This is a genomic window from Massilia pinisoli (genome assembly GCF_024753285.1).
In the GTDB taxonomy this organism is placed as follows: Bacteria; Pseudomonadota; Gammaproteobacteria; order Burkholderiales; family Burkholderiaceae_D; genus Telluria; species Telluria pinisoli.
Genome location: NZ_JANUGW010000019.1, coordinates 111,172 through 123,601, shown reverse-complemented (window position 1 = coordinate 123,601; position 12,430 = coordinate 111,172). Strand labels below are relative to the sequence as shown.

General features: G+C 66.5%; 14 protein-coding genes and 1 pseudogene. 12 read left to right on the top strand and 3 right to left on the bottom strand.

Features of this window, described 5'->3' with window-relative positions:
* Positions 1–33 precede the first annotated feature (33 nt).
* The gene (locus tag NX784_RS21950; protein WP_258818823.1) at positions 34–810 is read right to left on the bottom strand and encodes an enoyl-CoA hydratase; all 777 of its coding nucleotides are present in this window, start codon (positions 808–810) and stop codon (positions 34–36) included.
* Positions 811–901: 91 nt separating this feature from the next.
* Between NX784_RS21950 and NX784_RS21945 the strand changes: the two genes are divergently transcribed.
* On the top strand, positions 902–2,164 hold the full coding sequence (locus NX784_RS21945) for an MFS transporter (RefSeq protein ID WP_258818822.1): 1,263 nt from the start codon (positions 902–904) through the stop codon (positions 2,162–2,164).
* Here NX784_RS21945 and mltA read toward each other — a convergent pair whose 3' ends face one another.
* Positions 2,165–3,406 carry a murein transglycosylase A gene (gene mltA, locus NX784_RS21940; RefSeq protein WP_258818821.1) on the bottom strand — a complete coding sequence of 414 codons (1,242 nt, stop codon included), beginning with the start codon at positions 3,404–3,406 and terminating at the stop codon, positions 2,165–2,167.
* Positions 3,407–3,420: 14 nt separating this feature from the next.
* On the opposite strand from mltA, the gene NX784_RS21935 reads away from it, so the two are divergent.
* Positions 3,421–3,552, top strand: a complete 132-nt coding sequence (locus NX784_RS21935; protein WP_258818820.1) for a hypothetical protein — start codon at positions 3,421–3,423, stop codon at positions 3,550–3,552.
* 13 nt (positions 3,553–3,565) lie between these two features.
* On the opposite strand, the gene apaG is transcribed toward NX784_RS21935, so the two are convergent.
* A complete protein-coding gene (gene apaG / locus NX784_RS21930) occupies positions 3,566–3,940 on the bottom strand; it encodes a Co2+/Mg2+ efflux facilitator ApaG/CorD (protein ID WP_258818819.1) in 375 nt (124 codons plus the stop codon).
* Between the two features lie 170 nt (positions 3,941–4,110).
* Between apaG and rpe the strand changes: the two genes are divergently transcribed.
* From rpe to NX784_RS21880, 10 genes and pseudogenes are all read left to right on the top strand, one after another.
* Positions 4,111–4,791: a ribulose-phosphate 3-epimerase gene (rpe, locus tag NX784_RS21925; RefSeq protein WP_258818818.1), complete on the top strand. Its 681-nt coding sequence runs from the start codon at positions 4,111–4,113 to the stop codon at positions 4,789–4,791.
* Positions 4,791–5,489, top strand: a complete 699-nt coding sequence (locus tag NX784_RS21920) for a phosphoglycolate phosphatase (protein WP_258818817.1) — start codon at positions 4,791–4,793, stop codon at positions 5,487–5,489. The genes rpe and NX784_RS21920 overlap by 1 nt, the downstream gene beginning before the upstream one ends.
* A gap of 207 nt (positions 5,490–5,696) precedes the next feature.
* The gene (gene trpE / locus NX784_RS21915; RefSeq protein WP_258818816.1) at positions 5,697–7,193 is read left to right on the top strand and encodes an anthranilate synthase component I; all 1,497 of its coding nucleotides are present in this window, start codon (positions 5,697–5,699) and stop codon (positions 7,191–7,193) included.
* A gap of 1 nt (position 7,194) precedes the next feature.
* Positions 7,195–7,764, top strand: a complete 570-nt coding sequence (locus NX784_RS21910) for an anthranilate synthase component II (RefSeq protein WP_258818815.1) — start codon at positions 7,195–7,197, stop codon at positions 7,762–7,764.
* 94 nt (positions 7,765–7,858) lie between these two features.
* Positions 7,859–8,890, top strand: coding sequence for an anthranilate phosphoribosyltransferase (gene trpD, locus NX784_RS21905; protein ID WP_258818814.1), 1,032 nt, complete (start codon positions 7,859–7,861; stop codon positions 8,888–8,890).
* Positions 8,891–8,900: 10 nt separating this feature from the next.
* Entirely contained in the window at positions 8,901–9,536 is a 636-nt protein-coding gene (locus NX784_RS21900; RefSeq protein ID WP_258818813.1) for a LysE family translocator, read from the top strand.
* 9 nt (positions 9,537–9,545) lie between these two features.
* Positions 9,546–10,346 (top strand): indole-3-glycerol phosphate synthase TrpC, encoded by an 801-nt coding sequence (gene trpC, locus NX784_RS21895; protein WP_258818812.1) that lies wholly within the window; start codon positions 9,546–9,548, stop codon positions 10,344–10,346.
* 63 nt (positions 10,347–10,409) lie between these two features.
* Positions 10,410–10,919: a TonB C-terminal domain-containing protein gene (locus NX784_RS21890; RefSeq protein ID WP_258818811.1), complete on the top strand. Its 510-nt coding sequence runs from the start codon at positions 10,410–10,412 to the stop codon at positions 10,917–10,919.
* A 25-nt stretch (positions 10,920–10,944) separates the two neighbouring features.
* Positions 10,945–11,487: pseudogene (locus NX784_RS28970) on the top strand (carbon-nitrogen hydrolase family protein); the annotation flags it as partial.
* Between the two features lie 131 nt (positions 11,488–11,618).
* Positions 11,619–12,425 (top strand): alpha/beta fold hydrolase, encoded by an 807-nt coding sequence (locus NX784_RS21880; protein ID WP_258818809.1) that lies wholly within the window; start codon positions 11,619–11,621, stop codon positions 12,423–12,425.
* Positions 12,426–12,430 lie beyond the last annotated feature (5 nt).

The following is a 12,430-nucleotide window of genomic DNA, read 5'->3' as shown; positions in this document are numbered from 1 at the left end:
ACCGTCCGCGCCCCCGCAAGGGCTGTGGAAAAATTACATCCCTTCGAAATTCGCCTTGCGCTTCTCCAGGAACGCCGCCATCCCCTCCTTCTGCGCGGGCGTACCGAACCCGGCGTGGAAGAAGCGGCGCTCGTAGCGAACGCCCTCGGTCAGCGTCGTCTCGAACGCGCGGTTGACCGAATCCTTGATCTGCATGGCCACCGACACCGGCATCGCGGCGATCGTCTCCGCCACTTCCAGCGCCACCGTCATCACGAGATCGGCTGGGACGACGCGCGAGACGAGACCCGTGCGCTCCGCTTCCGCAGCATCGATCATGCGCGCCGTCAGCAGCATGTCCATCGCCTTGGCCTTGCCGATCGCGCGCGGCAGGCGCTGCGTGCCGCCGGCGCCCGGGGTCACGCCGACCTTGATTTCCGGCTGGCCGAATTTCGCGGTATCGGAGGCGATCAGGAAGTCGCACATCATCGCGAGTTCGCAGCCGCCGCCCAGCGCGTAGCCGGCGACGACGCCGATCACGGGCTTGCGCACATTGAGGATGTGCTCCCAGTTGCGGCCGATGTAATTGCCGGGGTACGTATCGGCATACGTATAGTTGGCCATGGCGGCGATATCGGCGCCCGCCGCGAACACCTTGTCGCTGCCGGTGAGGACGATGACGTTGATGGCCGGATCGGCATCGAACTTGTACAGCGCGTCGCCCAGCTCGTTCATCATGTTGTCGTTGAGGGCGTTCAGCGCCTTCGGACGGTTCAGGCGGATCACGACCACCTTGTCGTGGTGTTCGATCAGCAGGTCTGCATATTCCATGGGGCCCCCTTTAATTAGATGAACCCGGATTGTAGCGCCTGAACGACGGATGTGACGTATACGGCAATCATGTCTTTGCTATCATCGATCCGTGTCCCCCATCGCCCTCCTCCGCAGCCTCGCCGCCGACGGCCAGCTGCACAACGCCGACTTTCGCCGGTTCTGGTTCAGCAGCGTCCTGACGAATTTCGGCGCCCAGATCACGTTGCTCGCGCTGCCCATCTGCGCGGCCCTGCTGCTGCACGCGACGCCGTCCCAGATGGGCACCCTCGCCGCCTTCGGCTCCCTGCCGTTCCTGCTGTTCTCGCTGCCGACGGGCGTCCTGCTGGACCGCAGCCGCCGCCTGCCCGTCATGCTGGGCAGCGATGCGACGGTGGCGCTGAGCCTCGCGACCGTACCGCTCGCGTGGTGGCAGGGGTGGCTCAGCATGCACTGGCTGTATGCGGTCCAGTTCATGCTGGGCACCGGCTTCGTCGTCGGAGGCAGCGCGGAGCAGATCTTCCTGACCTTCCTCGTCGGCCGCGATGGCCTGATCGATGCGCAGGCCAAGCTGGGTGCGACGGAATCCGCATCGCGCCTGCTCGGTCCCGGCATCGCGGGCCTGCTCGTGCAGGCGCTCGGTGCGCCTGTCGCGATCCTGTGCAATGTGGCCGGCTTTTCCGTCTCGCTGTGGAATCTGCGCCGGATCCGCACGCGCGAGCCCGAGCCGCACCCTGCGCAATCGCACGTGCTGCGCGACGTCGCCGAAGGCCTCAAATTCGTCTGGAGCCAACCCGTGCTGCGCCTGCTCGCATGGACGTCCGCCAGCTGGCACCTGCTGTTCTATGGCTACACGGCCTTGTACGTGCTGTTCGCGACGCGCGTGCTGGGCATGTCGCCCGGCCTGATGGGCACCGCGCAGATGCTGGGCGGCCTTGGCGTGCTATTGAGTTCCTTGTTACTGAAACCGTTGACGCGGCGCTTCGGCTCCGGCGGCGCCATCGCGACGGGCCTGTGCATCTCGTGCCTCGGCTTCATGCTGATGCCGACGATCCCGCGCGACCTGCTGGGCAGCCGCGGCGCCACGACGGCCGCCTATGCCGCCGTCGTGTTCTGCCTCGATTGCGGCGGCACCTTGTTCTTCCTGCCCTATCTCGCGCTGCGCCAGCGCGTGACGCCGGATGCGCTGCTGGGCCGGATGACGTCGACGATGCGCTTCATGACGGTGGCCACGGCCCCCATCGGCGCGGCGGGTGCCGGTGCGCTGGCCCAATGGCTCGGTGTGCGCGGCGGGTTGACGGTCGTCGCGGCGGGCGCGCTGCTGCTGACCATGACGACGCTGTTCGGCACCCGGCTGCACCGGATCAGGCAGTGATCAACGCGCGGCCGACAACGCCGGCCGCGGCAGCAATGCCCAGATCTGGCCCCGCTGCTTCATGCGGCCCGCGTTGTCGGCCGCCTGCTCGCCGAAGCCGAAGAAGAAGTCCGCGCGCACGGCGCCCTTGATGGCGCCGCCGGTGTCCTGCGCCATCACGAGGCGCTGCAGCGGCGCGTCGCCGTTCGGCTCCGTCGTCGACAGGAACAGCGGCACGCCCAGCGGCACGAAGCTGGGGTCGACGGCGACGGAGCGCGCCGGTGTCAGCGGTACGCCCAGCGCGCCCTTCGGGCCGACCGACGGATCGGGCAGGCGCTCTTCGCGGAAGAAGACATAGCTCGGATTGACGTCGAGGAGTTCCTGGCGCCGTTCCGGATGCGCGGCGATCCACGCGCGGATGCCCTGCGCCGTCGCCTCGGCCGGGGCCAGCTCGCCCTTGTCGATGAGCCAGCGGCCGATCGCCTTGTACGGATGGCCGTTCTGGTCGGCGTACGCGATGCGCACCGTCTCCCCGTCGTCCAGCTGCACGCGGCCGGAGCCTTGCACCTCGAGGAAGAACGCCTCCACCGGGTCGTCGACCCACACGAGTTCCTTGCCCGGGATGCGGGAACGCTCGATCTCGGCCCGCGTGCCGTACGGGACGACCGTCTTGCCGACGAGGCGCCCGCGCAGCCGCATGCCTTTCAGGTTCGGGTAGACGCTCGCCAGGTCGACGGTGATCAGGTCGTCCGGCACTTTATACAACGGCGTCTGGTAGGCGCCGCCGCGCCGGCGCGCGCCGCGCAGCATCGGTTCGTAGTAGCCCGTGATCAGGCCCGCGTCCGCGCCGTCGGGCGCGCGCACGAGGTTCGGCACGAAATACGTCTCGAAGAACTGGCGGATCGCGGTGCCGTCGGCCGGGTCGATCCGTTTGCCCGCCGCGCACGGCGCGTTCCAGTCCGGTTTCGCGCCCAGCGCGCGGCACGACGCCTGGAACGCGGGCCAGGCCTGGCGCAGGTCGTCCTGCTGCCAGCCGGGCAACGCGTCGAACGTCACGGGCGTGAACAGGGGCGCGGGCGGCGGCGCCGGCTGCGGTTGCGCCGGTGGCTGGGTCGGCGGCACGGTCACCGGCCCGACGGGCGGCGGCATCTTGATCGGCGGTTGCGGCTGGGGGCGCGGCTGCGGCGGCTGCGGCGTCGTGCAGGCGGCCAGCAAGGCGACGACGGTCAATAAAGGGGGTACACTGCGGCGTGTCGAAAACATAGGAGGCATACGGGATGTGGATACTGATGTTGGAAGCCGGTACGGCCCTGTTCCTGCTCGTCTTCATCGTGTGGTGGACGATGTTCGCCGGACGCAAACCCGAGCGCCCACCCACCACGAAGAATAACGATACGCCCGACGCCTGACCGGCTCAAGCGGTCAATGGAGGGCGTGCGGCAGCGACAGCACGAATTCCGGGATCTTGACCTCGAACCGGTGTCCGTCCTCGGCGACGAAGAAATACTCGCCGACCATCGACCCCTGCGGCGTTTCCAGCTGCGTACCGCTCGTGTACTCGAATTGCTCGCCCGGCTGCAGCAACGGCTGGTGGCCGACGACGCCCAGCCCGCTGACTTCCTGCACCTTGTTGTTGGCGTCCGTGATCACCCAGTGGCGCGAGATCAGCTGGGCCGCGACGGAGCCCGTGTTCTTGATCGTGATGGTGTAGGTAAACACGTGCTGCGTCCGGTCCGGGTGGGATTGCTCCGGCAGGTACTGCGTCCTGACGGTGATCGCGAAATCGTAGACGGGCATCGGTGTTCCTTGTTGAATTGGCAAATTGGTGCGTGGCCGTCATGATACAACGGCCACCGAAAGCGCGGCGCCGCTCCGGACGGATGGGCCGGCAGCCGTGTCCGCCGCGCCGCATCGGCGTACAATGCTGGCTTTGTCTTAAGCAACCCGGCCAGACCGGCAGCCCCACCATGACCACCTACCGCATCGCTCCCAGCATCCTGTCCGCCGATTTCGCCCGCCTGGGCGAGGAAGTGCGCAACGTCGTCGCCGCCGGCGCCGACATCATCCACTTCGACGTGATGGACAATCACTACGTCCCGAACCTGACCATCGGCCCGCTGGTGTGCCAGGCCATCCGTCCGCACGTGCAGGTGCCGATCGACGTCCACCTGATGGTCAAGCCCGTCGACCGCATCATCCCCGATTTCGCCAAGGCCGGCGCCGACATCATCACGTTCCACCCGGAAGCGTCGGAGCACATCGACCGCACCCTGCAGCTCATCCGCGACAACGGCTGCAAGGCCGGCCTGGTGTTCAACCCGGCCACGCCGATGCACTACCTGGAACACGTGATGGACAAGATCGACATGATCCTCATCATGTCCGTGAACCCGGGCTTCGGCGGCCAGTCGTTCATCCCGGAAGCCCTGAAAAAGATCGCGATCGCACGCCGCATGATCGACGAATCGGGCCGCGACATCCTGCTGGAGGTCGACGGCGGCATCAAGGCCGACAACATCGCGGCCGCCGCGGCAGCCGGCGCCGACACGTTCGTGGCCGGTTCCGCCATCTTCGGCAAGCCTGACTACAAGGCCGTCATCGACGCCATGCGCGCCGAACTGGTCGGCGTCGCGAAGAAGGCCGCCTGATGAAGCACGGCGCCGATACGATCCGGGCCGCCATCATCGACCTGGACGGCACGATGCTGCACACCGTGCCCGATTTCGAGCTCGCGCTGAACGGCATGCGCGCGGAATTCGGCCTGGCGCCGATCACGCAGCAGGTCATCGAACCGATGGTCGGCAAGGGATCGGAAAAGCTGATCCGCGACGTGCTGGCCCTCGACTTCGACACGGCCCGCATCGACACCGTGTTCGACGACGCGATGGCCGCGTACCAGCGCCACTACCTCGCCATCAACGGCGAACGCGCCGCGTTGTATCCGCACGTGATCGAAGGCCTGCAGGCGCTGAAGGACCTGGGCCTGCGCCTCGCGTGCGTGACCAATAAACCCGTCGCGTTCACGCAGCCGCTATTGGCGAAGAAGGGGCTGACGCCGTTCTTCGAGCTGGTGTACGGCGGCGACTCGTTCCCGCGCAAGAAGCCCGATCCGATGCCGCTGCTGCAGGTGTGCCGCGACTTCGACCTGGCGCCGGCGCGCGTGGTGGCGATCGGCGATTCCAGCAACGACGCCGAAGCGGCGCGTGCGGCCGGTTGCTTCGTGTTGTCGGTCCCGTATGGCTACAACCACGGAAAACCTGTGCAAACTATTAATTCCGATGGTATAGTTGATTCGCTACTTGAAGCGGCTGAACTGATCAGCGCTCATAACGAAGCCAACTCCTAAACCATCTACTCCATGTTTTTCGCCAAAAAACACATCGTCAACCCAACCGGTGCCCATGAGGCCTGGCTGTGGCGACGCTGGCAATCCTGGTCCATCTGACCCAAGCTGATTGCTGCCGGTGCACGCCCTGTGCACACTTGATACCGGCAGGTTTTTTGAAGAAATCGCCGCCCGTTCCCCTTCCCTGCGGGCGGCCCGGAGAAAAGCATGACCGAACTCGAATTCAAATCGCTCGCCACGCAAGGCTATAACCGTATCCCCCTGATCGCGGAAGCATTTGCCGATCTCGAAACGCCGCTCACCTTGTACCTGAAGCTGGCCCAGAGCCAGGACGCCGGCAAGAACACGTTCCTGCTCGAGTCCGTGGTCGGCGGCGAGCGCTTCGGCCGCTACTCCTTCATCGGCCTGCCGGCAAAGACGCTGCTGCGCACGCGCGGCACCGTCACGACGGTCGAGAAGAACGGGGAAGTCATCGAGACGCACGACGGCAATCCGCTCGACTTCATCGAGGCCTATCAATCGCGTTTCAAGGTCGCGCTGCGCCCGGGCCTGCCCCGCTTCTGCGGCGGCCTGGCCGGCTACTTCGGCTACGACACCGTGCGCCACATCGAGAAGAAGCTGGCCCATACGGCGCCGCGCGATGAACTCGACCTGCCGGAAATCCAGCTGATGGTGACGGAAGAACTGGCCGTCATCGACAACCTGTCGGGCAAGCTGTACCTGATCGTGTATGCCGACCCGTCCCAGCCCGAGGCCTACAACAAGAGCCGCCAGCGCCTGAAAGACTTGCGCGTGATGCTGCGCCGGAGCGTGGACGCGCCGGTGACGTCGAGCTCCGTACGCACCGAGGCCGTGCGCGACTTCAGCAAGGAAGACTACCTGAAGGCCGTCGCCGTCGCGAAGGAATACGTGATGGCCGGCGACCTGATGCAGGTGCAGATCGGCCAGCGCATCCGCAAGCCGTACGTCGATTCGCCGCTGTCGCTGTATCGCTCGCTGCGCTCGCTGAACCCGTCGCCGTACATGTACTACTACAACTTCGGCGACATGCAGATCGTGGGTTCCTCGCCCGAGATCCTGGTGCGCAACGAGAAGGACGCCGCCGTCGGCCGCAAGGTCACGCTGCGCCCGATCGCCGGCACCCGCCCGCGCGGATCGACGCCGGAACGCGACGCCGAACTGGCGCACGAACTGCTGAACGATCCGAAGGAAGTGGCGGAACACGTGATGCTGATCGACCTGGCCCGCAACGACATCGGCCGCATCGCGACGACCGGCAGCGTCAAGGTCACGGACCAGATGGTCATCGAAAAGTACTCGCACGTGCAGCACATCGTCTCCAACGTCGAAGGCACTTTGAAGGACGGCATGTCCAACCTGGACGTATTGCGCGCCACCTTCCCGGCCGGCACCCTGACCGGTGCGCCGAAAGTGCGTGCGATGGAAGTCATCGACGAGCTCGAGCCGGTGAAGCGCGGCATCTACGGCGGCGCCTGCGGTTATCTGTCGTTCGGCGGCGAGATGGACGTGGCGATCGCGATCCGCACGGGCGTCATCAAGGACGGCAACCTGTACGTGCAGGCGTCGGCGGGCATCGTGGCCGATTCCATCCCCGAGATGGAATGGCTGGAAACAGAACACAAGGCGCGCGCCGTGCTGCGCGCGGCCGAGCAAGTGCAAGACGGACTGGATGGGGAGATCTGACATGCTGCTCATGATCGACAACTACGACTCGTTCACCTACAACATCGTGCAGTACTTCGGCGAGTTGGGCGAGACTGTTCACACCGTGCGCAACGACGAGATCACCCTCGAGGAAATCGCGGGCCTGAACCCGGACCGCATCTGCATCTCGCCGGGCCCGAAGGCGCCGAAGGATGCCGGCGTCTCCGTCGACGTGCTGAAGCACTTCAAGGGCAAGAAGCCGATCCTCGGCGTGTGCCTGGGCCACCAGGCGATCGGCGAAGCGTTCGGCGGCAAGATCATCCGCGCCAAGCAGGTCATGCACGGCAAGACGTCGAAGATCGCGCACATCGGCGAAGGCGTGTTCAAGGGCTTGCCGAGCCCCTTCACCGTGATCCGCTACCACTCGCTGGCGATCGAGCGCGCGTCGCTGCCGGCGTGCCTGGAAGTGACGGCGTGGACGGACGACGGCGAGATCATGGGCGTGCGCCACAAGGAATTCGACATCGAGGGCGTGCAGTTCCACCCCGAGTCGATCCTGTCGGAGCACGGCCACGCGATGCTGAAGAACTTCCTCGACCGCACCGCCTGACCCGCGCCGTACCGACGTCCTGCCCGCCCCGCCCAGGCCTGCGCCATGGTCGGGACGACGGGTTTCGTGAGTACCAACGTTGACTGGACCTGCCATGATCACCCCCCAAGAAGCCCTGCTCCGCTGCATCGAACACCGCGAAATCTTCCACGACGAGATGCTCCATCTCTTCCGGCAAATCATGTCCGGCGAGATCTCGCCGACGATGGTCGCCGCCCTGACGATGGGCCTGCGCGTGAAGAAGGAAACCATCGGCGAGATCACCGCCGCCGCGCAGGTGATGCGCGAATTCTCGACCAAGGTGCCGATGGCCGACACGACGCACCTCGTCGACATCGTCGGCACCGGCGGCGACGGTGCGCACACTTTCAATATTTCGACCGCGTCGATGTTCGTCGCGGCGGCGGCGGGCGCGCGCGTCGCCAAGCACGGCGGACGCAGCGTGTCGTCGTCGTCCGGCAGCGCGGACGTCATCGAATCGCTGGGCGCCCACATCGACCTGAAACCCGAACAGATCGCCCAGTCGATCGCGCAGACGGGCATCGGCTTCATGTTCGCGCCGAACCACCACGCCGCGATGAAGAACGTCGCCGCCGTGCGCCGCGAGATGGGCGTGCGCAGCATCTTCAACATCCTGGGGCCCCTGACAAATCCGGCCGGCGCGCCGAACATCCTGATGGGCGTGTTCCACCCGGACCTCGTCGGCATCCAGGTGCGCGTGCTGCAGCGCCTCGACGCCCAGCATGCGCTGGTCGTCTGGGGGCGCGACAACATGGACGAAGTGTCGCTGGGCGCCGGCACGATGGTCGGTGAACTCGTGAACGGCGAGATCCGCGAATACGAGATCCACCCGGAAGACTTCGGCCTCGCGATGATCGCCAGCCGTAACCTGAAGGTGGCGGATGCGGCGGAGTCCAAGGCCCGCATCATGGAAGCGCTGCGCGGCGAGCCGGGTCCGGCGCACGATATCGTGGCGCTCAACGCGGGCACGGCGCTGTACGCGGCCGGCGTGGCAGCATCCATCGAGGACGGCCTGCAGCGCGCGCGCGCGGCGATCGCGTCGGGCGCGGCGCTGGCGAAGGTCGACCAGTTCGTGAGCGTCACGCGCCAGCTCGCGGCGCACTGAGGAGAGCACGATGCTCGGCATCCACGACCTCTCGCTGTTCGTCGTCTCGGGCCTGCTGCTGAACATCATGCCGGGCCCGGATTCGCTGCTCATCATGACGCGCAGCGCGACGCAGGGCTGGCGCGCCGGCAGCGCGGCGGCACTCGGCATCGGCACGGGCACGTTCGCGCACATCTTTGCGGCGGCCCTCGGCATGTCGGCGATCCTCGCGACGTCCGCCGCCGCGTTCACCGTCGTCAAGCTGCTGGGCGCCGCGTACATCCTGTATCTCGCCATCGGCATGCTGCTCAGCAAACGCGGCGACGGCGTCGAAAAGCCGCTCACCATCGCCCCGCTGCCCCTGCGCCGCATCTACGGGCAAGGCATCCTGACGAACGTGCTGAATCCGAAAGTGGCGCTGTTCTTCCTCGCGTTCGTCCCGCAATTCATCGACGCGAACGCGCCGCACAAGGCGCTCGCATTCATCGTCCTCGGCGCCATCTTCAACATCAACGGCATGTTGTGGTGCCATGCGCTGGCGCTGTTCACGGCGCAGGCCAGAGCGCGCCTGAATCTGAATCCCGCCGTCACGCAATGGCTCAACCGCGCCACGGGCGGCCTGTTCGTCTGGCTCGGCGTCAAGCTGGCGCTGGCGAAACAACACTGAAGGTCCACCATGTCCGATATCCTGAACAAGATCCTCGACGTCAAAGCCACCGAAGTCGCCGCGGCGAAACGGCAGCGTGACTTCAACAGCCTGCGCCGCGACGTCGAAAGCGATGCCGAACTGCGCGCCGGCCTGCGCGGCTTCGAAGCGAACCTGCGCCGCACCATCGACGCGGGCCGCGCCGGCGTGATCGCCGAAGTCAAGAAGGCGTCGCCGTCGAAAGGCGTGCTGCGCGCCGATTTCCGCCCGGCCGACATCGCGCGAAGCTACGAAGCGGGCGGTGCGTCGTGCCTGTCCGTGCTCACGGATGTACAATTCTTCCAGGGCTCGCCCGAGTACCTGAAACAGGCTCGCGCCGCGTGCCACCTGCCCGTGATCCGCAAGGATTTCATCGTCGACACGTATCAAGTCTACGAAGCGCGGGCGATGGGCGCGGATGCGATCCTGCTGATCGTCGCTGCGCTGGATCACGGCCTGATGGCCGATCTGGAGGCGTGCGCGCAGGAACTCGGCATGGATGTGCTGGTCGAAGTGCATGATGGCGACGAACTGGATGCGGCGCTGAAGCTGAATACGCGCCTGCTGGGCATCAACAACCGCAACCTGCGCACTTTCGACGTCACGCTCGATACGACGCTCGGCCTGCTGCCGCGCATTCCGGCGGAGCGGCTCGTCGTCACCGAGTCCGGCATCTTGGCGCCCGCCGACGTCAAGCGCATGCGCGACGCCGACGTGCACGCGTTCCTCGTGGGCGAAGCATTCATGCGCGCCCCCGACCCCGGCACGGAGCTGCGTCGCCTGTTCGACTGAATCGCCGGACGTCGCAGCGCCTGCGGGACAGCAATGGCGCAGCGACGTTCTGGAGGTGTCGACATGAAGACCATCAACCGTGCCGGTTTGGTGTCCATCCCGCTGCTGGCCGCCCTGGGCGGATGCGCGGAAGTGCGAACGGCAACGGATGCCGTCACCTCGTCCGTCGAACGGGTCGCCGCGAGCGTGTTCCATCCCGCCGCCCCGGCGCCTGCCGCGGCGCCCGCCCCCGCCGACCTCACCGACTACAAGACCCAGGTCGCGCGCCACGTGGCCGCCCGCAACCCCGACCACATCTATGCCGGCACGCTGCCCGCGCAACTACCGGCCATCGTCGTGCTCGAGATCACGGTCGCCGCCAATGGCCGCGTGCAGGACGTGAACGTGCAGCGGTCGCGCAGCCCCGACGCCTCGACCATCGCGATGGCGTCCGTGCAACGCAGTGCGCCGCTGCCGCCTCCGCCGCGACCGGCGGCGCCAGGGGGCAGCCTCACGTTTTCGGAAACCTTCCTGTTCGCGGACGACGAGCGGTTCCAGCTGCGCAGCCTGGCCGAGCCGCAAGTATCCGAATAGACCAACGCTACTTCACGGCCCGCCCATGACCGTATCGACGTTCGCCGCCGCGCAATGCAGTGTGCTCCCGGGAGACCTCACCGAAAACATCCGCCGCCACCTTGCCTTCATGCGCGTCGCCCACGGTCTCGGCGTGCAATGCCTCGTGTTCCCGGAGCTGTCGCTGACGGGCTACGAACTGGATCTCGCGGACGCCCTCGCGCAAACGCCGGACACCGCCCTGCTCGCGCCGCTGCGCGCATACGCGCGGGAGGCGCGCATGACGACTGTCGTCGGCCTGCCGCTGCGCGCGGGCGAGCGCGGCAAGCCGCACATCGCGGCGTTCGTCCTGCATGCGGACGGAACGTCGAGCGTCCACACGAAACAGCACCTGCACGCGGGCGAAGAGCGCCATGTCGACGCCGGCGCCGGCGGCCCGTTGCTCATGGCCGGCGGCCTGCCGGTGGCGCTGGCCGTGTGCGCGGACTTCGCCCAGCCGACGCACGTGGCGGCGGCAGCGCAGGCCGGTGCACGCCTGTACGCGGCAGGCGTCCTGATCGGCAACGACGGCTATCCGCTCGACAGCGCCATCCTGCAAGGCCATGCCGCGCGCCATCGCATCGCGGTGCTGATGGCCAATCATGGCGGTCCGCCAGGCGTGCGTCCGCTCAGCATTAATGTGGCTATAATCGTGAGTTACATTTCACACTCTTTACAAACATGCCGACAGTGCAACGCAGAAACAACATCCGGCTGGCCGGCAACGGCCCGGCGACGATGGTATTCGCCCACGGCTTCGGTTGCGACCAGACCATGTGGCGTTTCCTCGCGCCTGCCTACGAAGACCGGTTCCGGACGATCTCGTTCGACCTCGTCGGCAGCGGCGGTTCCGACCTGTCCGCGTACGACCGCACCAAATACGGCACACTGCAAGGCTATGCGGACGACCTGCTCGAGATCATCGACGAATGCGCGACGGGCCCCGTCGTCTTCGTCGGCCATTCCGTCAGCACGATGATCGGCATGCTGGCCACGATCCAGGCGCCGGAAAAATTCGTCGCACAGGTGATGGTCGGCCCGTCGCCCTGCTACATCAACGACGGCGATTACGTCGGCGGATTCAGCCGGGAAGACATCGACGAGCTGCTCGAGACCATGGACGCCAACTACCTCGGCTGGTCGAGCAGTCTCGCACCCGCCATCATGGGCGTGCCCGATCGGCCCGAGCTGCGCGCGGAGCTGACCGACAGCTTTTGCCGCAACGATCCCGAGATCGCCAAGCACTTCGCGCGCGTGACGTTCCTGTCCGACCATCGTGCCGACGTGCCCCGGTCCACCGTGCCCGCACTGATCCTGCAATGCAGCGACGACCTCGTGGCGCCGCGCACGGTGGGCGACTTCCTGCACCGGCACCTGCCGAACAGCACCTTGCAGATCATCGAGAACGTCGGCCACTGCCCGCACATGAGCGCGCCCACGGCGAGTTCGCACGCCATCGACAACTTCCTCGCGCACGCCCTGCGCTGACGTCC

Coding starts and splice junctions, on each gene's coding strand:
- NX784_RS21950 (WP_258818823.1), bottom strand. CDS start 810: ATGGAATATGCAGACCTGCTGATCGAACACCACGACAAGGTGGTCGTG.
- mltA (WP_258818821.1), bottom strand. CDS start 3,406: ATGTTTTCGACACGCCGCAGTGTACCCCCTTTATTGACCGTCGTCGCC.
- NX784_RS21935 (WP_258818820.1), top strand. CDS start 3,421: ATGTGGATACTGATGTTGGAAGCCGGTACGGCCCTGTTCCTGCTCGTC.
- apaG (WP_258818819.1), bottom strand. CDS start 3,940: ATGCCCGTCTACGATTTCGCGATCACCGTCAGGACGCAGTACCTGCCG.
- rpe (WP_258818818.1), top strand. CDS start 4,111: ATGACCACCTACCGCATCGCTCCCAGCATCCTGTCCGCCGATTTCGCC.
- NX784_RS21920 (WP_258818817.1), top strand. CDS start 4,791: ATGAAGCACGGCGCCGATACGATCCGGGCCGCCATCATCGACCTGGAC.
- trpE (WP_258818816.1), top strand. CDS start 5,697: ATGACCGAACTCGAATTCAAATCGCTCGCCACGCAAGGCTATAACCGT.
- NX784_RS21910 (WP_258818815.1), top strand. CDS start 7,195: ATGCTGCTCATGATCGACAACTACGACTCGTTCACCTACAACATCGTG.
- trpD (WP_258818814.1), top strand. CDS start 7,859: ATGATCACCCCCCAAGAAGCCCTGCTCCGCTGCATCGAACACCGCGAA.
- NX784_RS21900 (WP_258818813.1), top strand. CDS start 8,901: ATGCTCGGCATCCACGACCTCTCGCTGTTCGTCGTCTCGGGCCTGCTG.
- trpC (WP_258818812.1), top strand. CDS start 9,546: ATGTCCGATATCCTGAACAAGATCCTCGACGTCAAAGCCACCGAAGTC.
- NX784_RS21890 (WP_258818811.1), top strand. CDS start 10,410: ATGAAGACCATCAACCGTGCCGGTTTGGTGTCCATCCCGCTGCTGGCC.
- NX784_RS21880 (WP_258818809.1), top strand. CDS start 11,619: ATGCCGACAGTGCAACGCAGAAACAACATCCGGCTGGCCGGCAACGGC.